The 23,087-nt window shown below is 74.2% G+C and carries 22 protein-coding genes; 9 read left to right on the top strand and 13 right to left on the bottom strand.

All coding sequences use genetic code 11. The annotated features are described in order from the left end of the window. Positions 1–169: 169 nt before the first annotated feature. From WCD74_RS06375 to WCD74_RS06360, 4 genes are all read right to left on the bottom strand, one after another. Positions 170–802, bottom strand: a complete 633-nt coding sequence (locus WCD74_RS06375; RefSeq protein ID WP_337693991.1) for an MOSC domain-containing protein — start codon at positions 800–802, stop codon at positions 170–172. Then, positions 795–2,312 carry a mycofactocin biosynthesis glycosyltransferase MftF gene (gene mftF, locus WCD74_RS06370; protein WP_337693990.1) on the bottom strand — a complete coding sequence of 506 codons (1,518 nt, stop codon included), beginning with the start codon at positions 2,310–2,312 and terminating at the stop codon, positions 795–797. Before mftF ends, WCD74_RS06375 begins: the two co-directional genes overlap by 8 nt. Positions 2,313–2,685: 373 nt before the next feature. Beyond that, positions 2,686–3,024, bottom strand: a complete 339-nt coding sequence (locus WCD74_RS06365; protein WP_337693989.1) for a hypothetical protein — start codon at positions 3,022–3,024, stop codon at positions 2,686–2,688. Positions 3,025–3,031: 7 nt separating this feature from the next. Then, entirely contained in the window at positions 3,032–3,562 is a 531-nt protein-coding gene (locus tag WCD74_RS06360; RefSeq protein WP_337693988.1) for a DUF697 domain-containing protein, read from the bottom strand. A gap of 150 nt (positions 3,563–3,712) precedes the next feature. Here WCD74_RS06360 and WCD74_RS06355 point away from each other — a divergent pair, with 150 nt between their 5' ends. After that, positions 3,713–6,823, top strand: a complete 3,111-nt coding sequence (locus tag WCD74_RS06355; RefSeq protein ID WP_337693987.1) for an AfsR/SARP family transcriptional regulator — start codon at positions 3,713–3,715, stop codon at positions 6,821–6,823. A gap of 143 nt (positions 6,824–6,966) precedes the next feature. Further along, a complete protein-coding gene (locus WCD74_RS06350; RefSeq protein ID WP_337693986.1) occupies positions 6,967–7,557 on the top strand; it encodes a DUF1707 SHOCT-like domain-containing protein in 591 nt (196 codons plus the stop codon). Here the strand turns inward: WCD74_RS06350 and WCD74_RS06345 are convergent. Beyond that, complete coding sequence (locus WCD74_RS06345) at positions 7,548–8,201, bottom strand: TetR/AcrR family transcriptional regulator (protein WP_337693985.1); 654 nt, start codon at positions 8,199–8,201, stop codon at positions 7,548–7,550. The genes WCD74_RS06350 and WCD74_RS06345 overlap by 10 nt on opposite strands. Before the next feature lie 29 nt (positions 8,202–8,230). On the opposite strand from WCD74_RS06345, the gene WCD74_RS06340 reads away from it, so the two are divergent. Continuing rightward, on the top strand, positions 8,231–8,620 hold the full coding sequence (locus WCD74_RS06340; protein ID WP_337693984.1) for a nuclear transport factor 2 family protein: 390 nt from the start codon (positions 8,231–8,233) through the stop codon (positions 8,618–8,620). Here WCD74_RS06340 and mftE read toward each other — a convergent pair. Genes mftE through WCD74_RS06320 form a run of 4 tightly spaced genes read right to left on the bottom strand, consistent with a single transcriptional unit; the run spans position 8,613 to position 14,004 of the window. Further along, complete coding sequence (gene mftE, locus WCD74_RS06335; RefSeq protein ID WP_337693983.1) at positions 8,613–9,287, bottom strand: mycofactocin biosynthesis peptidyl-dipeptidase MftE; 675 nt, start codon at positions 9,285–9,287, stop codon at positions 8,613–8,615. The genes WCD74_RS06340 and mftE overlap by 8 nt on opposite strands. A 12-nt stretch (positions 9,288–9,299) precedes the next feature. Then, positions 9,300–10,109, bottom strand: coding sequence for an ArsR/SmtB family transcription factor (locus tag WCD74_RS06330; protein WP_337693982.1), 810 nt, complete (start codon positions 10,107–10,109; stop codon positions 9,300–9,302). Positions 10,110–10,154: 45 nt separating this feature from the next. Further along, a complete protein-coding gene (locus WCD74_RS06325; RefSeq protein ID WP_337693981.1) occupies positions 10,155–12,125 on the bottom strand; it encodes an oxidoreductase in 1,971 nt (656 codons plus the stop codon). Beyond that, positions 12,115–14,004: an oxidoreductase gene (locus WCD74_RS06320; RefSeq protein WP_337693980.1), complete on the bottom strand. Its 1,890-nt coding sequence runs from the start codon at positions 14,002–14,004 to the stop codon at positions 12,115–12,117. Before WCD74_RS06320 ends, WCD74_RS06325 begins: the two co-directional genes overlap by 11 nt. Before the next feature lie 27 nt (positions 14,005–14,031). Between WCD74_RS06320 and WCD74_RS06315 the strand changes: the two genes are divergently transcribed. The 3 genes from WCD74_RS06315 (at position 14,032) to WCD74_RS06305 (ending at position 18,004) form a co-directional block, all read left to right on the top strand. Then, a complete protein-coding gene (locus WCD74_RS06315; protein ID WP_337693979.1) occupies positions 14,032–14,502 on the top strand; it encodes a hypothetical protein in 471 nt (156 codons plus the stop codon). Between the two features lie 113 nt (positions 14,503–14,615). Next, positions 14,616–17,228, top strand: a complete 2,613-nt coding sequence (locus WCD74_RS06310; RefSeq protein WP_337693978.1) for a helix-turn-helix transcriptional regulator — start codon at positions 14,616–14,618, stop codon at positions 17,226–17,228. A gap of 134 nt (positions 17,229–17,362) precedes the next feature. Further along, positions 17,363–18,004, top strand: a complete 642-nt coding sequence (locus tag WCD74_RS06305) for a hypothetical protein (RefSeq protein ID WP_337693977.1) — start codon at positions 17,363–17,365, stop codon at positions 18,002–18,004. Positions 18,005–18,086: 82 nt separating this feature from the next. On the opposite strand, the gene mftC is transcribed toward WCD74_RS06305, so the two are convergent. Genes mftC through mftA form a run of 3 tightly spaced genes read right to left on the bottom strand, consistent with a single transcriptional unit; the run spans position 18,087 to position 19,719 of the window. Beyond that, the gene (mftC, locus tag WCD74_RS06300) at positions 18,087–19,307 is read right to left on the bottom strand and encodes a mycofactocin radical SAM maturase (RefSeq protein WP_337693976.1); all 1,221 of its coding nucleotides are present in this window, start codon (positions 19,305–19,307) and stop codon (positions 18,087–18,089) included. Further along, positions 19,304–19,630 carry a mycofactocin biosynthesis chaperone MftB gene (gene mftB, locus WCD74_RS06295; RefSeq protein WP_337693975.1) on the bottom strand — a complete coding sequence of 109 codons (327 nt, stop codon included), beginning with the start codon at positions 19,628–19,630 and terminating at the stop codon, positions 19,304–19,306. Before mftB ends, mftC begins: the two co-directional genes overlap by 4 nt. Further along, positions 19,630–19,719: a mycofactocin precursor MftA gene (mftA, locus tag WCD74_RS06290; protein WP_018332344.1), complete on the bottom strand. Its 90-nt coding sequence runs from the start codon at positions 19,717–19,719 to the stop codon at positions 19,630–19,632. Before mftA ends, mftB begins: the two co-directional genes overlap by 1 nt. A 148-nt stretch (positions 19,720–19,867) precedes the next feature. Between mftA and WCD74_RS06285 the strand changes: the two genes are divergently transcribed. After that, the gene (locus WCD74_RS06285; RefSeq protein WP_337693974.1) at positions 19,868–20,437 is read left to right on the top strand and encodes an acyl-CoA-like ligand-binding transcription factor; all 570 of its coding nucleotides are present in this window, start codon (positions 19,868–19,870) and stop codon (positions 20,435–20,437) included. Next, complete coding sequence (locus WCD74_RS06280; protein ID WP_337693973.1) at positions 20,434–20,808, top strand: GntR family transcriptional regulator; 375 nt, start codon at positions 20,434–20,436, stop codon at positions 20,806–20,808. The genes WCD74_RS06285 and WCD74_RS06280 overlap by 4 nt, the downstream gene beginning before the upstream one ends. A gap of 26 nt (positions 20,809–20,834) precedes the next feature. On the opposite strand, the gene WCD74_RS06275 is transcribed toward WCD74_RS06280, so the two are convergent. Beyond that, positions 20,835–21,533: an SDR family NAD(P)-dependent oxidoreductase gene (locus tag WCD74_RS06275; protein ID WP_337693972.1), complete on the bottom strand. Its 699-nt coding sequence runs from the start codon at positions 21,531–21,533 to the stop codon at positions 20,835–20,837. 251 nt (positions 21,534–21,784) lie between these two features. Between WCD74_RS06275 and mdo the strand changes: the two genes are divergently transcribed. Continuing rightward, complete coding sequence (gene mdo / locus WCD74_RS06270; protein WP_337693971.1) at positions 21,785–23,077, top strand: NDMA-dependent methanol dehydrogenase; 1,293 nt, start codon at positions 21,785–21,787, stop codon at positions 23,075–23,077. Positions 23,078–23,087: the final 10 nt, after the last annotated feature.

Here is a 23,087-nt window from a genome sequence, read left to right as displayed (position 1 = left end):
CTGCGGGGCGCTCGATCCGAAGATGCGGATCACTGACCCCGAGAGCACCGCAACTGCGTTCCATACAAGCGCCGCGCTTCCGGGCCGCCACCGACTGGGGCCGGAAATCGGGCGGTCCGGACAGCAGGCGGACCTGTCCGATCGGACAGGGTGGGGTTTCGCGCCGATCTCACACCCGTCCGCGCGCCCACCGGTGGTACATCGGGGCGAGCTGCGGGACGTCGAGCAGTGTCGCCGCCCGGTCGCGCTCGTGGTGGTAGATCGTGAACACCTCGCCGAGGGTGACGCCGTGCGCGGGACGCCCGAGCACCTCGATGCGGTCGTCGGCGGCCACGTGGCCCGTCGTCACGATCCGGAGGTACGCGCCCGGGCGGACCGCGGCGATGAACCGACGGGGCATCGTCGGGTCGCCGGAGTGCAGCCCGAGCTTGAAGCAGGGGATGCGGGGCTGGGCGACCTCGAACTCGGCGGACCCGACGCGCCAGCGCTCGCCGACCACGGCGTCGCGCAGGTCCAGACCGGCCGTCGTGAGGTTCTGCCCGAAGGTCTGGCGGTCGACGTCGCGCCCGAGCTCGGCGCTCCACCACGCGACGTCCTCGGCGGCGTAGGCGTACACGGCCTTGTCCGGACCACCGTGGTTCTCCCGGTCCGCCTGCTCGTCGCCCTCGAGGTGCTCGGCGTGCACCGCGACGGGCCCGTCGAGGAGGTGCTTGGCGCTCGCCGTGAGCGTCCGGCGGTCCTTCGGCCCGGCGATCTCGACGGCCCGCCCGGCGGCGACGGACAGCACCTGCGGCTCAGCCATCGGGTCCCTTCCCGGAGAGGTCCGGCAGCAGCGGGGCCGGCGTGCGGTGGCGCCACGCGCCCCACCACAGGCCCGCGCCGTAGGCCAGGTCGTCGGCACGGTGCGCGGCGACGTGCAGGGCGGCGTCCAGCGGCCCGGCACCTCGGTCGCGGAAGCGCCACCAGTCCGCCAGGCCCTCCGCGAGCGCCGCGACCACGACCGCCCGCCGCACCCGCCGGCTCGCGAGCGCCGCCACCGCCGCGACCGGCCACCAGTGCCGGGTCAGGGCGCCGGCCGCCTGCCACAGGGCGCCGCCGAGGCCCCACGGCGCCAGCACGAGGGCCAGGGGGACGGGGCCCCCGACGGTGTCAGCAGTGCGGCCATGCTGACACCGGACGTCACATTCGTGGGGGGTACGAGCCGCTCGGAGCACCATCCACGGCTCCCCGGGCTTGCGGAGTCCACGGGCCAGCCGGGCGGTCGCGACCAGCGTGACCGCCCCCGCCGCCACCGTCGACCACCGTCGCTGCACCCCGAGCAGCGTCACCGCCGCCGCGGTCCACGGCGCGAGCGCGACCGGCGGGACGCGCCGCGGGTGCTGCCGGGCCAGCGGCGCCGCGCCGGTGCCGTAGAACGCCTTGCGCGCCAGCCACGCCCGGACCGCGGCCCGGTGCTCGTGGGCGACCCGCGCGGCCGGCTCGTAGCGCAGCCGCCACCCGGCCGCGGCGATCCGCCACACGAGGTCGACGTCCTCGGCGACCGGCATGTCCTCGCGGAACCCGTCGCCGAACGCCTCCCGCCGGACCACGAGCGCAGCGCTGGGCACGTAGGCCACCCGGGACCGGGCGGTCACGGGCGCCGGCCGCGCGCCGAGGTCCAGGGACGACCGCCGCCGCTCGTAGCGGGTCACCGGGTTCTCCGGGCCGCCGTCCGCCCAGGCGACGATCCGCGGGGCGACCGCGCCGACGGCCGGGTCGCCGAGGTGCGCGAGCAGGGTGTACAGCCACCCCGGCTCCGGCACCACGTCGGAGTCCAGGAACGCGACCACCGGGGTCGTCGACGCCCGCGCGCCGGTGTTCCGCGCCGCCGACGGACCCCGCGACGCCTCGTGGCGCACCACCCGCCCGCCGTGCCGTCCGACGACCTCCTCGGTCCGCGCCGGCTCGTCGGACCCGTCGTCGACCACCACGATCCCGCCCAGCCCCGGGGCGGTCGCGACGACGGCCGCGAGCAGCCGGTCCAGCTCGTGCGGCCGGTCCTTCACCGGCACGACCACGGTCACCTCGTCCGGCGCCGGACCGCCGCCCCCGACGGGGTGCGCCACCCCCGCGTCGGAGAGCAGCCGGGCGAGCGCGGCCGTCGTCGCGTTCCCGACGACGAGCTCCGGCCCGGTGAGGTGCTCCCGCGCGGCCGCGGAGAGCCGCAGCACCCGCGGCGGCGACCCGCCGATCCACGTCGCGCCGCCGTCGACGCGCCACGTGCGGGGATCGGGGCGGACGGTCCAGCCGTCGGGCAGGCGCGGGGTAGTCATGGCGGACCGCGAGTCTAGGCGGGCACGTGGCCGGGCCCCCGGTGTCCACGGCCACAGCAGAGCCCGGGGCCGGCCGCGCTGGACGTCCGTGCCGATCGCGCCCGCCTCGCCCACCGCCGAAAACCGCGGGATGACTTCCAAGGGAAGCCGAGAGTGGTGCGCGATCCCAGCGCGCTACGCCGCGGGGCCCGGGCCGGAGGGCCGAGAGGCCCTCTGTCCGCACGAGCGGGTGCACCTCGAGGCGCCACGCGAGCACGAAGCGCACGCGAAGCCTAAACACCCGGCAATCGTCGACATCAGGGAGGCCTGGAGGAACATCGCCAGGCCCTACGGGCACGGCTCTTGCAGGCGAGCCGACGGTGATCGGACTCGATCACGAATTCCAGGTAATGGTCCGGGGATTCACCAGCTTGCCCGTCGTCTGGTCGGTCGGTGGCGTCCCCGGACTCTGCTGCACTGGGTTACCCCACTGGTCCACACCCTCCCACCGTCCTCCCGCAAAGTGCACCGGGTCAGTATGGCTCCCGAGTGCACCCGAGATCCGGTCGATCTGCGCATCGGTGAGCGTCGACTGGTCGATCCCCGCTCCCACCAACAGGTCGGTCAGCTGCCCGAAGTCCAGTCCTGCCAGCCCGTGCTGAGCCAAAATACTCAGCACGTCGGCGGAATCGCCTGCCCCAAGCAGCGCGTTCAGCATCCCGTCATCGGCCATGTCTTCCTCAGTTCCCGCGCGCCTCACGAACCTTCGACTTGCCTTCGTCGAAGGAGCGGTTGAATTCTGCCTTCATCTGCTGGGGGGACATCTGCTGGTCCTGCTGGAAGTACTTCTTGGACGTGAACCCGATGGCGTACGTGACTGCACCACAGAGGACGGCATCGAGGGCCATACCGGCCGCCGTCGCGCCACCCATCGTGATAACGCCCGCGCCCTTCATGACCTCTACGAAGAACTTCATTCCGATCGTGAGAGCGAGCGTCGTGGCACCGACCGACATGAAGATCTGCTTAATGATCTTCCCGGCGCCCTCGTGGCTGACACTATGTCCGTAGATGGCGCCCAGCGCGACGACGAGGACCGATGTCACTCCGAGGAAAGTCCAGATGTTGACGCCGAACGGGACAGCGCCCAGTCCGGTGTTGAGAGCAACGGCGGCCCAGATGGCTGCGTCAGCCTTCGTGTTTCGATCCTTCTTCTGCGCCACCGCCGCCTCGATGCGCTCCCGCGCGATCTCACGTGGATCGACCGGCATGTCGCCCCAACCCTTCGACAATGACGGGGCGCGGCGCCGCCGTTCGATACCTGTGACGCTAGGTGTCGACGTTGGGGAAACCTTGGCCGGAGCCTGACCATCAAGTGATGGCATTCGCTAAGGTTCATCAACACCGTCGCAGGGGGTGACGTGGAGGGCCGGATCGCCGTCCTCGGGCGCGTGCGCCTTCTGCACGACGGCGTTCCTGTGCGCCTGCCCGGCCAGGAACGCATCGTGCTCGCTCTACTGGTCGCGGCCGGGCACGCGGGAGTCGGACGCGACGAGATCATCGACGCCCTGTGGCCGGACGCCGCTCGCCCCCGGTCTCTCCCCCCGGTGATGTCCCACCTACGGGGCTTCCTCGCGCCAGTCGGACTCCGCGTGACCGACGGTCGCGGTGACCCCACCCGCCGTCTGGAAGCCGAGCCGGGCCGAGCGGTCACCGTCGACGCCGTCGAGTTCGAGACCCATGTCGCCACGGCCGAACGCGCCCTGGACAAGGACCCGGCCGCCGCTGCGCATGCCGTACAGCGCGCAGGCGCGCTTTGGACGGGAACCCCGTTCGACCTCGGCGCGACTGAGCCACCCCGTCGGGTGCGGGTCGCCCGGGCACGACTCCTCGACCGCAGGGACGCCCTTGTACGCACTTGGTCCAGGGCCGGGCTGCGCACAGGTACGCACGATGTCCTCCACCAGGTCCACCTGCTCGAGGACCGACCCGACGGGCCCGACGACGAGGACCTGTGGCTGCTGCGTGTGGTGCGCGCGCTCGCAGAGCGCGGTCCCCGCGGCGCCGACTCGTTGCTCGACAGTCGGTACCGGGCGACCGGTCGCTACGACGATCCCACGCTCACCCGCGGCGTCGACCTCGTGGCGCTGGCCGAACAGGGAGTCGTGATTCACTCCGCCTCTTCCGGTGACTCTCCGCCCTCGCCGGACGCCACCGAGTTGCACCGCCTAGTCGCTGAGGCGGCCGCACACCCAGGCACGGGACCCAGGGTGCAGCACCTGACGGCGGAGCCCACCGCTCTCGTACCCTCCATCATCGAGGCCGCGCAGGCGTTCGGGGTGATGGTGGTTGACGCCGTCGGGAGCCGGCCGAAATCAGCGCTCGCGGCGGGACTGTGGAGTCTCCTGCTGCGCGACCGGACCGTGGACCTCTCCGGCTGGGCGGCGCTGCGCGGAGGGCGCGATGACGTCGGGGTCGGGGTGCTCGGCGGGCTGATGCAGCGAGCGGCGCAACGTTTCCGGCTCCTCGTAGTGATAGACGGGGCCGCGTCCATCGAACTCGTCGACCACCTATTGCAGCGGCGTCACAACGCGACGCTGTTGGTGGTCATGCCGGAGGCACCGCGGCCCACTGCCCCGGCGTCTCGGACGGCCCACCCTGGATCCTGGTTGACCGCAGCGGCGGTCGTCGAATTCGAGGGTCGCATCGATCCGATCCTCGTCGGGCGGGTGCTGGCCGACGAGGAGGGACCGTCCGCCAACGCCGACGCCGGGTTCGCGGCCGCCGTCGCCGCCGCGATTGTCCTGGTAGAGGACGGCGTCCACTTCCGCGACGACGCCGCCCGCGCCGCTGCTCTGCGCTTGGCTTGGGCCGACCCAGCGAGGGCCCGCCGTCTGCACCGTAACGCTTGCGTACTACTCCAGGAGGGGACCGACGACGACGTCCGACGCGCCGAACACGCCTGGCAGGCGCGGCCGCTGCTTCCCGACGACAGGGTCGGTCGGCTCTCGCTCGCGGCGTGCAGGGCCGCGCGGCAAAGCGGGGCCCCCGACCGGGCCGTGGACCTCGCGCGGCGCGCGCTCGCCCTCGACGTCGAGCCGAGGACCCGGATCGGGCTCTTGATATGCGTGGGCGATGCCCACCACGACAGGGGCCGCATGAGCGCCGCGGCCGACGCCTTCGACGCCGCGAGGGAGGAGGCGGACCGGCTGCGGCACCTCCCGTCGTCGTCACCCGAGCAGGAGGACTGGGGGCTCACCTGGTGGGCCGAGGCCACCCTGCGCTCGGCGCGGCGCTGGTCGGACCCGGGTCGGGAGGACAGGGCGCAGATCGAGCGGCTCACGCACCTGTGCGAGGCGCTGGCCGACCGACCCACTCACCGCGACCAGTGGCTGCGCGCCTGCGCGCACCTCGCGCACAAGTCGACGATGGCCCTAGCCGGTGGTTCCACGGGCGACGGCGTGGTCCTGGCGGAGAAAACCCTGGCCGCGCTCAACTCGGCGACGCCACCCGAGACGGCCTGTGATGTGCTCGTCGAGGCCCGCTGGGCCCTGTTCGACCACGCGACCCCAAGCCGTGGCCGAACGCTTAGCACCGACCTCGCCCTCCGCGCGCTTTCCGCGGACTCGGTGCACTTCCTGGGGGAGGCCCACGTCTGCGGCGTGGTGGACCTGCTCCGCCTTGGCGAGCTCGACGGCGCCCGCGGCCTCGTCGAGGTACATCGTGACCTCGTCCGACGGCACCGCCATGGGCTCGGCCCCTGGCTCGTGTCCGCACTCGACACGTTGTTCGATCTGTGGGACGGACGGCTCGACTCTGCAGAGGCTCGACTCGAAAGCGACGAGCCGTCCGACGACGCCTCGGACTCGTTACGGCAGACCTGGCTCGGGCAGTGCTTCTGGTTGCGTCGCGAGCAGGGCCGGTCAGACGAGCTGCTGGCCGGAGATGTCGGTCGGCTGGTGGATCGGCGACGCTTCTTCCCCGTCTGGGCGGCAGGTGCCGCCCTCCTGCAGGCCGATGTGGGGCTCGGCGGTCCGGCCGTCGATGGGGTCGAGGCCCTGGTGCGCGCAGCTCCGGGCTTTCCGGTCCACGGGTGGAGCGTCCCTACCCTCGCCCTGCTCGCCGAGACCCTGGACGTGCTCGACCGGCGACGTGCTGCGCCGGCGGCGCGCCTTGGCCACCTCGCCGCGGAGGTCGACCGACTCCTGGCACCACACTCCACCGAGACCGTGCTCGCAGGGTGGCCGACGGTCCTGCTCGGACCCGTCGCGCGGTTCCGCGCGCTGCTGGCGCTCGTTATGGATGAACCTGGACGAGTGCCGGACCTGCTAGACGACCGCACGCTGGTGACCCTGCCGGCCCACCAACGAGCGTGGCTCCAGCTCTCGCGTTTACGTGCGCTGGACGCGATGGGCGAGCCGGGCGCGGCGGAGCTGCTCGCGGACGCCGGTGCCGTCGCCGACCATCACGGGGCGGTGCTGCTCGGTCGCGAGCTCGATGAGTTCCGGCGGCAGTCGTCCATCCGGGCCTGACGTCGACTCGGTCGGTCAGCTCGTTCGCGCGAGTCGGCGATCGCGTCACGCAGGGATGGCCGCAGGACGGGCCACGTATCGTTGCGCCAGCCTGCGCGTCGACGAGGCGCAGCCGCCGGGCCCTTCCCCACTAGGGTTGGCGCATGGCCGACGAGCCGGACCACCGGGACATGCGGGCGGGCGACCGCGACCGCGAGGCCGTCGCCCAGCTCCTGCACGAGGCCCACGGCGAGGGCCGGCTCGACCTCGCCGAGGTCGACGAACGGCTCGTCACGGTCTACGCGTCCCGGACCTACGGCGAGCTCGAGGCGGTGGTCACCGATCTGCCGGGGGCCGCGCTCCCGTGGGTCACCCGCGCGCCGGCACCCGTCCCCACGGCGGACATCCCGGTGCTGACCCTGACCGCGAACATGGCCTCGGAGAAGCGGGTCGGGGTGTGGGAGGTGCCGCCGCACATCGTCGCCGTCCCGTCGGCCTCGGACGTGAAGCTGGACTTCCGCGAGGCGATCTGCCGGCACGAGCGGGTGCACATCGAGGTCCACGGCAGCATGGGCTCGCTGGTGCTCATCGTTCCCGACGACTGGTCGGTCGACACCGACGGCGTCTCCTCCGGCTGGGGCAGCGTGAAGAACCGGCACCGCGGGCCGGCGGGCCCGGGCAAGCCGACGATCGTCGTGACCGGGAAGGCGGGCATGGGCACCGTCAAGACCCGCGGCCCGTACTTCTACGAGTAGAGCGCACCGACCACCGTCAGGCGCAGCTGTTCGCGCAGCTCGCCGTCGCGGGCCGTCGGGTCGACCACGTGCGCGGTGCACACCCGGCGCAGCGCGCGCTCCAGGTCGGCCGCGCGGTCGTCGGGAAGGTCCGGGCGCATCCGCCGCACCGAGCGGACCATCCCGACGAGCTCCGTCGTCATCGCGTCCTCGAGCGCGCCCTGCAGGACGTCGATCCCGAGCTGCCCGGCGGCGTCGACGGACGGCCGGACCCAGCGGTCCACGGCGTCGGAGAACCCGTCCAGGGCGCGCGAGACGAGCTCGACCGGTCCGACGTGCCCCCACCGCGCCTGGAAGTCGGCGCAGGCCCGACCGAGGTTCTCCGGGGCGAGCCCGTAGAGCAGCAGGGACCGCTTGCCGTCGAAGCGGTGGTAGAGCCCGCCGACCGACAGGCCGGCGGCGCGGGCCGCACGCGCCATCGTCAGTCGCCGCGCCCCGCCGTCGGGGATCAGCGGGACGACCGCGGAGAAGATCTCCCGCCGCCGCAGCACGACGTCGTCGGCCGGTCGGCCGCGGGCTTTCCCGAACGACGGCGCCCCTTCCTCTCCGGAAGTCGCCGCGGGCTCGCTCGTGAGCAGCGGGACGACCGACGCTGAGCGGGACACGCGACGAGCGTTCAGGACGGAGGGGACGGATGTCCAGCAGGGACGACGTGGAGGTCGCCCGGGAGCTCTACGCGGGCTTCGCGGCGCGGGACATGGCCGCGGTGGGGGCGCTGCTGCACCCCGAGGTGCGGGTGGAGCAGGGGGGCGGGCTGCCGTGGTCGGGCACGTACACGGGTCCGGCCGGTGTGCAGGCCTTCCTCGGCGCGCTGCTCGCACACGTCGACTCACGGGTCGAGATCGGCGAGCTGTTCGCGGCGGGCGACGCGGTGGTGCAGGTCGGCCGCACCCGCGGCACGGCACGGGCGACCGGACGGTCCTTCGACGCCGCCGAGGTGCACGTGCTGCGCGTGCGCGACGGATCGATCGCGTCCTTCGAGGCGTTCGTCGACGAGGCGGAGTTCGACCGGGTCCTCAGCTGAGCCGACCGTGCTCGTCGACCCGCCAGTCGGCGAGCGCGGCGCGCAGGGCGGCCGCCATGACCGCGACCGTCTCGGCACCCTCCGCGCCGCTCGCCCCGGTCGGGTCGCCGAGCACGCCGTTGCCGCTGACGTCGCGGACCGACCCGGCCCGGATGGCCGCCATCAGCTCGGCCAGTGGAGCAGTGTTGCCGGACGCCGCGAGGTCGGCGCGCACGTGCTCCGGGGCCAGCGACAGCATCACCGAGGTCTCGTGCCGCCCGGCGTGGGCGTCGGCGCCCGGTACCCCGCAGGAGTGCCAGGCGACGTCGCGGCCCTCGTACCGCAGCAGCGTCGTCGCCGTGACCAGAGCGGGCAGGTTGCCGCCGTGGCCGTTGACGAAGCACAGGCGGCGGGCCCACCGGCACGCGGAACGGCCGGTCTCCACCAGGACGGCCGCGAGGGTCTCGGTGCCGATCGAGATCGTGCCCGGGAACCCCTCGTGCTCCCCGGATGCCCCGAAGGCGACCGGCGCGCTGACCGGCAGCCCGAGCCGTCCGGCCACCGTCGTCGCGACCGTGGTGTCGGTGCCGAGCGGCAGGTGCGGTCCGTGCTGCTCGGTCGCCCCGACGGGGACGAGCAGCAGGTCCGTCCCCGCGCACTCCTGCGACCGCGCGTTGCTGATCTGCACCGCCCCAGGGTGTCAGGCCACCACGACGTCCCCGGTCTCCAGCAGCGACTTGAGGTTGGACAGGATGCCCGGCCACCCGCCGGAGACGCCGCGCAGCATCTCGCTGCCGGGCACGAAGCCGTCGTGGACCACGGTCAGCTTGACCGCGTCCGGACCGGCCTGCTCGATCTCGAACGCGACCCGGCTGATCGGCTCCTGGCGCAGGCGGGGGAGGTCGTCGTCGGAGAAGTCGGAGAACTCCACCATCTCCGGCTGGTAGTTGTGCCAGGTGTAGGCCAGGCGCCGGGGCCGGTCGGCCTCGAGCACGTGCTGGTCCCAGTCGTGCGCGGGCTCGCCGGTCATGCTCCAGCGGACCGGCGAGCCGACCGTCCAGTCGGACTCCGGGCCGCCCCCGCCGTAGTAGCGGCGGACGAACTCGGGGTTCGTCAGCGCCTCCCAGAGTTGCTCGGCGGTGGTGCGGATGTAGGTCACGTAGACGAACTCGGTGGTCGTGTCGGTGGTCATGGCGGGCTCCTCCAGGGCTCGTTTGAGGTCGGTCAGGGCGTCGACGCGCGATCGGTCGAAGGTGCGGATCCACCGGTCGGCGATCTCGCCGAGCGGGGCCGGGTTGAGGTGGTGGTGCTTCTCGCGGCCGACGCGGCGCACGACGACCAGGCCGGCCTCCTCCAGCACTGCGACGTGCTTGGCCACGGCCTGCCGGGTCATGTCGAGGCCCGCCACCAGGTCGCCCAGCGTCCGCCCGTCGCGGGCGTTGAGGGCGTCGAGCACGTGGCGACGGCTCCGGTCGGCCAGGGCCCGGAACACCGCGTCGTCGTCGCGCACGACAGGGAACCTATCGGTTCCCTGTTGAGTCAGGCAACCCTACGGTTACCTGACGGCTCGCGCGGCGTCGGTCCCCTCACGGATCGCGGCGGCCGCGTCGCGGGGAGCGAGGACGTCGCCGACGCGGGTACCGACGAGCTCGATCTCCGCCGGGACGGCGGGACCCGCGTGCACGATCGCGTCGGCGTCGAGGGGCTCGAGGGTGTCGGTGGGGTGGTGGAGGATGCCGTCCCCGAGCAGCACGCGGTCGGTCAGCAGCTCGATCCCCAACGCGTCGGCCCGCCGCCGCCACCGTTCGCGCTCCAGCAGGGGGCCGAGGCCCTCCGCCGCGACCATCCCGCTCGTCATCAGCCGGACGCGCGCCCCGCGCCGCGCGAGCAGTTCGGCCACGCTCGGTGCCGCGGGACCACCGAGCTCGTCGACGACCAGGACCCGTCCCGACGGCGAGGCGGTGCCGGTGAGCACGTCGGTGACGTCGATCGTTCCTGACGGCGGGTCGGGGCGGGCTCCGGTGGCGACGATGACGACGTCGGCTCCCTCGCGAGTGCGACACCACGCAGGATCCGCGGCCCCGGAACCTGCGTCACGTAGCTGTCGCGGCGGGCCGCCGTCCGGGCCGCCGACCTCCTCCTCGCGAGTGCGACACCACGCAGGATCCGCGGCCCCGGAACCTGCGTCACGTAGCTCTCGCGCGTCGGTGCGGAGCGAGATCCGCACGCCGGCGTCCCGGCACCGGCGTGCCAGGTCGGCGACGGCGAGCGCGAGTTCCCCGCGCTCCGGGGCCGCGGCGGCGAGCGCGAGCCGCCCGCCGAGCCGGTCGGAGCGTTCGACGAGGTCCACGTCGTGGCCCCGCTCCGCCGCCTCCGCCGCGGCGGCGAGCCCGGCCGGTCCGCCGCCGACCACCAGCACCCGCCGTCGGGGACCGGGCGCCGGGACGGGGACCGACTCGCGGCCCGCGTCCGGGTTGACCACGCACCCGAGCCGCCGGTTCAGGCCGACCGCCGCGATGCACTCCTGGTTGCACCCGATGCAGTGCCGGACCCGGCGGCCGGCCAGCGCCTTCGTCGCGAACGACGGGTCCGCGATCTGCCCGCGGACGACGCCGACGAGGTCGCAGGCACCGCTGCTCAGCGCCCGTTCGGCCTGCTCGGGCGTGGTGTACCGACCGACCCCGATCACCGGGATCCCGGTGCCGGCGAGGGCGGCGCGGACGGCGCTCGGCACCGGCTCGGCGTAGCCGGCGGGAACTCCCATGGGCGGTTCGATCAGCGGCAGGGTCACGGTGGCGACCCCGACCGCGGTGTTGACCACGTCGACCAGGTCCGCGATCCGCGCCGCGACCCGGGCGGCGTCGGCCGCGGTCAACCCGCCGTCGAGACCCTCGTCGCCCTGCAGCCGCACACCCAGGATCCCCCCGCCGACCTCGGCACGGACGGCCGCGAGCACCTCGCGCAGGAACAGCACCCCGTCGCCGTACCGGTCGGTGCGGTGGTTCGTCAGCGGCGAGAGGAACTGCCGCACGAGCGAGGCCTGCGAGCCCTGGATCTCGACGCCGTCGAAGCCGCCGGCGACGCAGTGCCGGGCGACGGTCGCGAAGCCCTCGACGACCCGGGCGATGCCGGCGTCGTCCAGGGCGACCGGGACCTCGCGGAACATCGGGTCCGGCACCGGGCTCGGGGCCTCGACGACCGTCCGCGCGTAGAGCGACGACGACTGCGCGCCGTTGTGGCCGACCTGCGCGAGCACCACGGCGCCGTGGGCGTGCACCGCGTCCGTGATCGCGCGGTAGCCGGGGACGACGGCGGGATCGGTGCCGAGGACGGCCTTCTCGTAGGGCCGGTCGAGGGCCTGTTCCTCGACGATCACCAGCCCGGCACCGCCCTGCGCCCGGGCCGCGTAGTACGCCGCGTGCTGCGCGCTCGGACGGTTGTCCTCGGCGGCGTTCGTGAGGTGCGCCGGGAAGACGATCCGGTTCCGGACGACCTGTCGGCCGACCCGGATCGGCTCACCCAGCACGGAGCATCCCCTCGGCGGCCCGCCGGCCCTCCCGGATCGCCTCGGCGACGGTCCGCGGGGCGCGGGCGTCGCCGATCGCTCCGGGGTGCGTGGGCGCGGGCAGGCGCGGGCCGGCGTCGACGAGGGTCCCGACGAGCGTCCGGCGCGTGCCCGTGACGACGTCCGCGACGACGACGTGGTCCGGGTGGCGCTCGACGACACGGTGCTCGAGGACCCGCTCGACCCCGACCCGCTGGAGCCGGCCGTTCGCGCCCACGAGGTCGGCGAGCTGCTTGCCGGCGACCTGGTCGGGGGTCACGAGCGCGACGGCCCGGTACTGGGCGAGGTGCTCGGCGAGGGCGACCGCGGCCCCGTCGCCGAGCGGGTCGTCGAGGACGACGGGACCGTCCGGCAGCGGCGCCGTCCCCCGCACGACCGCGGCGATCGGGAGACCCGGGCGAGGAGCGTCGAGTCCGCCGGTGGCGAACAGCACCGACCCGCCGTCGGGAAGATCCGAAGATATCCCGAGCTGCATCGACACCCCGAGCCGCACGACCTCGTCGACGAGCCAGTCGGCGAGCCCGGCGAAGCGGTGCCGCCCGGGGAGGGTCGCGATCGCGCGCAGGAGCCCGCCCGGCTCCTCGTCGCGCTCCACGATGCGCACCGCCCGGCCCCCGAGCGCCAGCGTGCGCGCCGCCTCGAGCCCGGCCGGCCCGGCGCCGACGACGAGCACCTCCGGTGCGGCTACCGATGTCAGCAGTGCGGCCATGCTGACGTCTGACGTCACATTCGGACCCGGTACGGGCGCCCCGACCGCCGGTTCGACGGTGCACGCGATCCGCGGGTTCCGGACGTCGCGGACCCGGCACCCCTGGTTCGTCAGCACGCACGGGCGCGGCGTCCTGCCGTCGCGCACGGTCCACACGAGCGTCGGGTCGGCGATCTGCGCGCGGGTCATCTCGACGAGGTCGGCGATGCCGTCGTCCAGCGCCGCCTGCGCCTGCCCCGGGTCCACGACGCTCCCGGCCAGCACCACCGCACAGCGACCGGCGACCACCGACCGCACCGCCGCGCACTCCTCGGCCAGGAACCCGGTCGGGGTGTGGGCGTCGGGCCGCGTCGCGCCCACCGACATCGCCGACCCGCGCACCGGCACCACGTGGTCGACGAGGTCGGCGACCCGGTCCACCGTCTCCAGCGCCTGCTCGAGCGTGATCCCGGCCCAGGGCGCGAGCTCGTCCACGCACAGCCGGACGCCCACCCACGCGTCGCCGACCGCGTCCCGCACGGCGCGCAGTACGTCGACCAGCACGCGGTCGTCCGGCGTCGGACCGCTCAGCCCCGAGCCGAACTGCCGCAACAGCGAGTACTGCCCGGCCTGGACCTCCACCCCGCCGCACCCGGCGTCGACGGCCGCCCGGGCCGCCGTCGCGAACGCCTCGACCACCTCGTCGGTCTCCGCCGCCGACAGCGGACGCGGTACCACCCGGGTCGCCGGGTCGGGGACCACCGCAGGAGCCCGCGGCAGCGGTCCCCGCGACTGCGATCCCGCGTGCCCCAGGCCGGCCAGCACCAGGGCCGGCGAGCACGCCGCGGCGATCGCCGCCCACCCGTCCCGGGACTCCGACGCGAGCGGGGCGTACTCGTAGGGCCGGTCGTCGGGCGTCACGGACGCGACCTCGGTGACGACGACACCCGCGCCCCCGGCCGCGCGGGCCCGGTAGTACCCGACGTGCTCCGGGCCGAGGCGGCGCGCGAGGTTCGTCGCGTGCGGCCCGAACAGCACCCGCGACGGCAGGTGCCGGCCCCGCACCTCGCAGCCCGCGACGAGGGAGTAGCCGGCGGGGGATCCCGAGTAGTCGGCGCCCGATCTGCTCGGTCCGTCCGGGTCTACCGGCACGACCCGCCGCCCGGCCAGGCTCCCACCATGGACACCGCGCCCCGCCTCCTCGTCGTCGCCGCCCTCACCGTCGAGGGTCTCGCCATCGCCGGTCTCGTCCTGGCCGTCCTCACCGGGCCGGAACCGTCGATCCTGATCCCGGCCGTGTTCGGCGTGGCCGCCGCGTCGGTGCTCACCGTCCTCGCCCTCACCCACCTGGCCCGACGGCGCCTCGTCGAGGCGTTCGGGCAGGCGACGACGAGCCTCGTCGTCGCCGGCGCTCACGGCCCCCACCGCCATCACGACGGCGGGTCCGGGCACGACGACGGATGGTGGCAGCCCGCACCGCACCACGACGCGTACGGCGGCGGGTACGACGGCGGGTGGGGCGGCGGGTGGAGTGGCTGCGACGCCGGCTCCTGGTCCGACCACGGCGGGTCCGACAGCGGTGGCAGCTGCACCTCCGACTCGGGCAGCAGCAGCTCCGACTCCGGGAGCTCGGGCAGCTCCGGCGACTGATCGTCGCCGCCCGGGCACGCGCCGCGACGTGTGTTGTCCCGGGACGTCCGGTTCTGGCACCGTGCGTCCGTGCTCGTGCTCCCCCGTCCCGGACCGCGAGCCGCGGGGGCCCGGTGAGCGCGGTCGCGACCTCCCGGGCGTGGCCCTTCGTCGGCCGCGCGGAGCCGCTCGCCGTCGCGGACGCCGCCCTCGACGCCGACCGCGGGGTCCTGCTGGTCGGACCGGCCGGCGTCGGGAAGACCCGCACCGCCGGGGAGCTCCTGGCCCGCCGCGCCGCCGCGCGCGACACCGTCCGGCGTGCCCTCGCGACCTCGGCGACCGTGGACGTCCCGCTCGGGGCCCTCGGCCCCCTCCTCCCGCCGTGGGGTGACCGCAAGGGCGAACCCAACCTCGTGCAGTGGGCGGCGCGGGCGCTGGTCGCCCGCGCCGAGGCGGGCGCTCGGCTGGTGCTCGGGATCGACGACGGGCACCTGCTGGATCCGCTCTCGGCCGCCGTCGTCGGCCAGCTCGCCCTGACCCGGTCCGCGACGGTCGTCGTCACCGCCCGCTCCGGCGCGCCGTTGCCCGACGCCCTCGCCACGCTGCGGCGCGAACGCCTGCTGGAGCGGGTGGAGCTGGACGCCCTCACCCGGCCCGAGGTCGAGGAGCTCGTCGCCGCCTCGCTCGGCGGGCAGCTCGACGGTGCCGCCGCCTACCGGTTGTGGCACCTCACGCGCGGCAACGCCCTCTACGTCCGGGAGCTCGTGTCCGCGGCGTGCCGCCACGGGACGCTGCGCCCGCTCGACGGCGTCTGGGTGTGGTCGGGGGACGCGCCGACCCACGGCCTGGACGACGTCCTCGACGACCGCCTCGGGGCCCTGCCGCCCGAGGACCGCGACGCGCTGGAGCTGCTCGCCTTCTGCGAGCCCGCCGGGACGGACCTGCTGGCGTCGCTCGTCGACCCGGCCGTGCTGGACCGCCTCGACCGCTCCGGGCTCGTCGTCTCCGAGCAGTTCGGGCGCCGGATCGACCTCCGCCTCGCCCACCCCCTCTACGCCGAGCTGCTGCGCGGCCGGGCGAGCCCGTTGCGCGTCCGCGCGCTGAACCGTCGCCTCGCCGACGCCCAGGAGGCGATCGGGACGCGGCGCGCCCGCGACCGGCTGCGGCTGCTGCTGTGGCGGCTGGGCGCGGCCCAGTCCGTCGACCCGGCCGAGCTGTGCGAGATCGCCGAGCGCGTCCTGCCGGGCGACCCGGCGACGGCGGGCCGGCTCGCGGACGCGGCCGTCGAGGCGGGCGGCGGGTTCGACGCCGGCTTCCTGTCCGCCCGCGTCCTCCTCGCCGCGGGCCGGGCGGACGAGGCCGAGGCGCTGCTCGCGACGCTCGAGGCGGACACCCCCGACCGCGGGGTCCGCCTCGCCACCACGCGCGCGCAGAACCTCTTCTACGCCCTCGGGGCCCCCGAGAAGGCCGCGGGTGTCCTCCGCGAGCTGGACGCCGGCGGTCTGGACACCGACCGGCAGCTGACGGTGCTGCGGGCCGCGGTCCTGTCCTACGAGCGCCGCTACGTGGAGACCTGGGAGCTGCTCGCACCGCTGCTCGTCGACGTCGACGGCGGCGACCCCACCACCCTCTGGGCCTGCGTCGTCGGCGTGACGGCGCTGCGGGGCTGCGGCCGCTTCGACACCCTCGCGGCGCTCGCGACCCGGGGGCTCGCCCTCGCCGCCGCCCTCGCCGACCGTGCTCCCGAGTGGCAGCGGATGCACCTCGCGATGGGCGAGGTGTCCGGCCACGCCTTCGCCGGCCGCTTCGCCGAGGGCGTCCGCCTCTGCGAGCAGCGCTACGAGGAGGCCCTCGACGCCGGGCTGACCGGAGCGAAGATCGTCCTCGGCGGCTTCGGCGGCCTGGTCCTGTTCCTGTGCGGGCAGGTCCGCACGTCGGCCCACCGGCTGCGCGACGCGACGGCCGGGGTGCGGATCGGTGCCGCACCGCTCGTCCCCGTCCTGCGGGCGGGCCTGGCCCAGTCGACGGCGCTCGCGGGCGACGTGACCGCCGCCGAGGCCGTCCTCGCGGAGCTGGGCGACCCGGACCCCGAGTACGCCCCCTGGATCCACATGGCGCGGGCCTGGACGGCCGCCGCCCGCGGCGAGCTCGCCCGCGCCGTCCGCGACATGACCGCCGCCGCCGACGCCGCCGAGGAACGCGACGAGCGGCCACTGACCTTCCTCATGCTGCACGGCCTGGTCCGGCTCGGCGTGAGCGACGACGCGCTCGTCGAGCGGCTGACCCGGCAGGTCGACGGGGTCGAGGGCGAGTACGCGCGCGCGGCCCTCGCGCACGCCCGCGCCCTCGCGGCCGGCGACGGGCCCGCCCTGGACGAGGTCGTCGAGGTCTTCGCGACGGGGGGTGGACTGCTGCTCGCCGCCGAGGTCGCGGCACACGCCGCAGCCGCCCACCGGCGGGCGGGGCGGGTCGCCGCCGAGCGGGCCGCCGCCGCGCGCGCCCGGACCCTCGCCGCCCGGTGCGAGGGTGCCCGGACCCCGGCCCTGGACCTGCTGGACGCCCCCGACGACCTCACGCCCCGCGAACGGGAGGTCGCCCGGCTCGCGGCCCGCGGCCTCACCAGCCGCGCGATCGCGGAGGGCCTCACGCTGTCGGTCCGGACCGTCGACAACACCCTGAGCAGCGTCTACGCGAAGCTGCACGTCGCCGGTCGGCGCGAGCTCGCGACGATCGACCTCGGGGCCTGAGTAGTCGTCCGCGACGGCCGGTCGAGGCGAGTAGTGCGCTACTCGGGTCCGGGCGCGGAGCGCTGCCCAGACTCGTCCCCGGACGGCGGGGACCCGCCGACCTCGAACCGGCGAGAGCCTCCGGGAGGCACCCCATGACCGCATCGCTCCACCCCACCGAACACCCCGTCCCGCACCGGCCCGACGAGTCCCCGCGCTTCGTGGCCTGGGGCCGGAGCGTGCGGGGCGACCTCTGGGTCGACCAGCACGGCATCGCCCACCACCTCGCCGACGGCGACCGTCCCCCGCACTGGCCCCAGGTGCCCGCGACGGCGCGGCCCGGTCGTCCACGGCCCACCCGGACGCGGGCCCGTACCGGCGTCGCGATCGTGGCCGCGGGCCTCGTGCTGGGGAGCCTCTGCGGAGGGGTCGCGCTGATCGCGGGGGTCGGTTCGTCCCCGCCGGCGGCCGTGGTCTCCCCGGCGGTGCCGACGCTGCCGGAGGCACCGGTCGCGCCCGCCCCGCTCGTCGGGCCGCCGGCCGTCGAGGCACCCGCCGGCGCGGTTGCCGTGCCGGTGGCTCCCGTGCCGGCCGCGCCTGCGGCGCCGGCGGGCGGCAGCGGCCCGCCGTCGGGAACGGGCGGTGGGGGCGGATCGCCGTCGTCCGGTGGTGGCAGCGGGTCGGGCGGCGGCTCGTCCCAGCCGCCGATCACGATCCCGAACAAGCCGAAGCCACCGCTGACCATTCCGAACAAGCCGAAGCCGCCCCTGACGATCCCCGGCCGGAGCGACGACTGAGGGGTCACCCCGGCGCCGCGACGCGGGGATCGCGGCGCCGGGGGAGTCTCTGCTCGACGGGTCGAGCTCCGCTCCGCGGTGTCTAGTGGGCGCGGATGCCCGCCGGCAGCCGGCGCCCCTCGCCGGCGAGCGGATCGGTGTCGCACGCCTTGTCCGGGCGACGCACGGACAGCGTCAACGGCACCGGCCCGCCGTCCTTGCGCGGTCCCCGGGTCGTCTTGTGCGAGTGGTCCAGCGAGGGCTTCGGGATGACGGTGTCCATCTCCAGCTTGGCCAGCGCCACCTCGCCGTTACCCAGCACGCACTCCGGGTCGGGCCCGTCGAGCGGGAGCCCGGTGAAGAACTTCGCGGCCATGCAGCCGCCCTGGCAGGCGTCGTAGTGCGAGCACTTGGTGCACGCGCCGCCGGACTGCGGGCCGCGCAGCTCGGCGAACAGCTCCGAGTCCTGCCACACGCCCTGGAACCCGCCCTCGGACCGGACGTTTCCGGCGAGGAACTGGTCGTGGATCGCGAACGGGCAGGCGTAGACGTCGCCGACCGGGTCGATCAGGCACACCACGCGCCCGGCGCCGCAGAGGTTGAGCCCCGGGAGCTCCTGGCCGAATGCCGAGAGGTGGAAGAACGAGTCGCCGGTGAGGACGTCCTCGCCGCGGGCGACCAGCCAGTCGTAGAGCTGGCGCTGCTGCTCGCGGGTCGGGTGCAGCTCGTCCCACGAGTCGGCGCCGCGCCCGGACGGCCGGAAGCGGGTGATCCGCAGCTGGGCGCCGTAGCGGTCGGCGATGGCCTTGAAGGCGTCGAGCTGGTCGACGTTGTGGCGGGTGACCACGACGCTGATCTTGAACTGGCCGAAGCCCGCCTCGTACAGGTTCTCCATCGCGCGGATCGCGGTGTCGTACGAGCCCGGTCCGCGGACGTGGTCGTTGACCTCCGCCGTCGCACCGTCGAGCGAGATCTGGACGTCGACGTAGTCCGTCCTCGCGAGCTGCTCCGCGCGGGCCTTGTCCAGCTTGACGCCGTTGGTGGAGAACTTGACGCCGACGTCGTGGGCGATCGCGTAGTCGAGCAGCTCCCAGAAGTCGCTGCGCACGGTCGGCTCGCCGCCGCCGATGTTGACGTAGAAGACCTGCATGCGCTGCAGCTCGTCGATGACCGCCTTGCACTCGTCGGTCGAGAGCTCGCGCGGGTCGCGGCGCCCCGAGGACGACAGGCAGTGCACGCACGAGAGGTTGCAGGCGTAGGTGAGCTCCCAGGTCAGGCAGATCGGGGAGTTCAGGCCGTGGGTGAAGTGCTCGACGAGCTTCACGTGTCTCGCCTCCTGATCGTGCCGGCGTCCGCGAGGCCGGCGAGGGCCCGCAGGTACTGGTCACGCTGGGTGGTGGGGACCTCGGCGGTCTCGAGCGCGCCGTGGACGTCGTGGTGGTGTTCGAGGGCCTGGACGACACGGACCAGCGGCTTGGTCTTGAGGAACGACAGCCGGCGGGTGTGGAAGTCGTAGACGAGGGCGCCGAACGACTCCGGCCGCACCGAGACCGACGACGAGAGCCGGTACGGGAGCGCGGGGTCGAAGGCGCCGGTGGAGGCCTCCAGGGACGACGCCGTGGAGGCCTCCACCGGAGCCGCGGTCATCAGTAGACGCCGCACATGCCGTCGATCGAGACCTCCTCGACGAGGGTCTCCTCGACGAGGGGGGTCTCCTCGTGCGTGGGCTCAGCCATACCGACCTCCTGCGTTCGACCTCCGGACAGCGACGGACGCTAGTTGGCACTCGGTGCCATTCACACTGTCCGATCAGCGGGGGCGTGAGCGCGGTCTCGTTTGCTACGCGCGTGGAGAGCGCGGTCACGGACGGGGGACACTGTCGTCGTGACCTCTGCCACTCGAACGCTCCGGGCCCGCCATCTCGAGGCGGTCGCCCTGGAGATGTTCACCGTGCGCGGGTTCGACGCGGTCACCGTGGACGACCTCGCGGCGGCCGGCGGGGTCGGGCGCCGCACGTTCTTCCGGTACTTCCCGACGAAGCTCGACGTGGTCCTCGGCCAGCTCGACGACGCCCTCGCCGGCCTCGTCTCCGCCCTCGCCGCGGTGCCGGGCACCGTCGACCCGACCTCGGCCGCCCGCCGGGCGTTCCTGCAGGTCAACGCCTACTCCCCCGACGACGAGCCGGTGCTGCGGCGGCGTCTGACGCTGATCGAGACCGTGCCGGAGGTGGGCGCCCGCGCCGCCGTGCGCTACGAGGGATGGGAGCGGGCCCTGGCGGCCGACGCGGCCGCGCGGTGGGGCTGCGCACCCGGCGAGCTGCGGCCGCAGGTGTTCGCGCGCGTCGTGGTCGCGGCGATGCGCGGGGCGTTCACGGTGTGGCTCGCCGCGCCCGACGCGGAGCTCGAGTCCCTGGTCGTGGCGGCCTTCGACGACCTCGCGCGGGGGTTCGGGTGACCTCCGATCCGACCGCATCGATCGACGTCGACCCGTCGTCGCCGGTGGCGCCCTACGAGCAGGTGCGGGCATCGGTGACGGAGCTGGTGCGGACCGGGGTGCTGCCCGCCCACACGCGACTGCCGGCGGTGCGCCGGCTCGCGGTGGACCTCGGACTGGCCGCGAACACGGTCGCCCGGGCCTACCGCGAGCTCGAGGCGGCCGGTGTGGTGGAGACCCGTGGTCGCCTCGGGACGTTCGTCGTCGAGTCGTCGGAGGGCCCCGACGAGGCCCGGGAGGCCGCCCGGGCCTTCGCCGGCCGGATGCGCGAGCTCGGGGTGTCGCCGGAGCGCGCGCTCGATCTGGCCCGGGCGGCGCTCGCGGACGGCTGATGCCGGCGGAAGGCCTGCACCCGGACCTACCAGGGCACCTCGGCGCGGTCCTCCCACAGCCGGCCGGTGGGCGGCGGGTCGGAGAGGGTCGCGGTGCGGCCGGCCAGCCAGATCGCGGTGTCCGCCCCCTCCGCGACAGAGCGCGGAGCGTCCGGGCCACCCATGTCGGTGCGGCAGTGCCCGGGGCACGTGGCGTCGACCAGCACGCCCTTGCGCCCGTTGCCGAGCTCGTGGGCGAGGTTGCGGGTGAGCGCGTTCAGCCCCGCCTTCGCGACGCGGTACGGGGCGAGCCCGCCGGCGTTCCCGGGCCCGCTCATCCGTCCCAGGCACGCGGTCACGTTGACCACGCGGCCGGAGCGCCGCTGCACCATCCCGGGCACGAACGCCGAGACGAGCGCGAACGGGGCGTCCAGGTCGACGTCCCGCACCGCCCGCCAGTCCTCCAGCGAGATCTCCAGCGTCTTCGAGCGCCGCGCGCTCATCACCGCGGCGGCGTTGACCAGCACGTCCACCTCGCCCACCCCGGCGACGCCGGCCGCGATCGCGTCCACGGCGGCGAGGTCGAGCGGCAGCGCCTCGACCCCGTCGGGCACCGCCGAGCCGGGCCGGGCGATCCCCACGACCCGCGCACCCGCCGTCACCAACCCGAGGGCGATCTCCCGCCCCAGCCCACGGCTGGCGCCGGTCACCACCGCCGTCCGACCGGAGAGGTCCGCACTGTCCACCCCGCCGAGTTCCCGCGGATCGCTGGACGAACCCCGCACCCCTGTCGCAAGATTCTGGCAACTGCATCGCCGAATCAGGGCCGCACGAAGGGCAGCCCCCGACACTGCCCGAAGGTCCAGGTGATCTCCCCGCTCCGTGAACGGGATCACGCGTCTCCTCTTACCCGTGACCTGGCGCACGCCTAGCGTCCGGCCGGACGAGGGACCGGCTGACCACCAGCGGGTCCTCACCCGACGACGAGAGGATCGCGATGCAGGTCGACGAGCTGCTCAAGCCGTTCCCCATCAAGGAGTTCCACCCGTTCCCGCGGGCGCTCCTGGGACCGGGCTCGCACGAGCTGATCGGCCCGGAGGCCCTCAAGCTGGGCTTCAAGAAGACCCTGATCATGACGTCGGGTCTGCGCGGCACGGACATCGTGCACAAGATCAGCGAGTCGATGAAGTGGCACGGGGTCGAGACGGTCATCTACGACCAGGTCGAGTCCAACCCCAAGGACTACAACGTCATGGACGCCGTGAAGCTGTACCAGGAGAACTCCTGTGACAGCTTCGTCTCCATCGGCGGCGGCTCCTCCCACGACGCCTGCAAGGGCGCCCGGGTCTCGGTCGCGCACGACGGCCGCAACGTCAACGAGTTCGAGGGCTTCAACCAGTCCGAGAACCCGAAGAACCCGCCGCACATCGCGGTCTCTACGACGGCGGGCACGGGCTCGGAGACGAGCTGGGCCTACGTCATCACCGACACCACGACCGACCCGAACAACCCGCACAAGTACGTCGCGTTCGACGACGCCTCGGTGACCACCCTGGCGATCGACGACCCGGTGCTCTACTACGACTGCCCGATCGACTTCACCGCCCAGTGCGGGTTCGACGTGCTCGCGCACGCCTCCGAGCCCTACGTGTCGCGGCTGAACTTCCAGCCGAGCCTCGGCAACGCCCTGCGCGCGATCGAGCTCACCAACGAGCACCTGCGCGAGGCCGTGTGGAACGGCCAGGACCTCCCCGGTCGCGAGGGCATGATGTACGCGCAGTACATCGCCGCCCAGGCGTTCAACTCCGGCGGTCTCGGGATCATCCACTCGATCTCGCACGCGGTGTCGGCCTTCTACGACACCCACCACGGCCTGAACAACGCCATCGCGCTCCCCCGCGTGTGGGCGTTCAACATGCCGGTGGCCTACAAGCGCTTCGCGAAGATCGCCGAGGCCATGGGCGTCGACACCACGCACATGACCGACGTGCAGGCCGCGGAGGCCGCGCTCGCCGCCTCCATCCGGCTGCTCCGCGACGTGGGCATCCCGGAGAAGTTCACCGACGTCACCCAGGACTCGTACTCGAAGAACCGGCTGGGCCAGGGCCCGACCAAGTTCTACGAGAACGAGAAGACCATCACGGGCAACGACGCCGACGTGGACCGCATCACCAACCACGTCCTCGGTGACGCCTGCACCCCGGGCAACCCGAAGGAGTGCACCTTCACGACGGTGCGCCCCGTGGTCGACCACTGCCTCAACGGCGACCTGGACGACCTGCTCAGCTGATGTCCCATCT

Source organism: Actinomycetospora aurantiaca, from assembly GCF_037401875.1.
Classification (GTDB): domain Bacteria; phylum Actinomycetota; class Actinomycetes; order Mycobacteriales; family Pseudonocardiaceae; genus Actinomycetospora; species Actinomycetospora aurantiaca.
The sequence above is the reverse complement of the archived record's forward strand: the minus strand, read 5'-3'. Positions and strand labels throughout refer to the sequence as shown.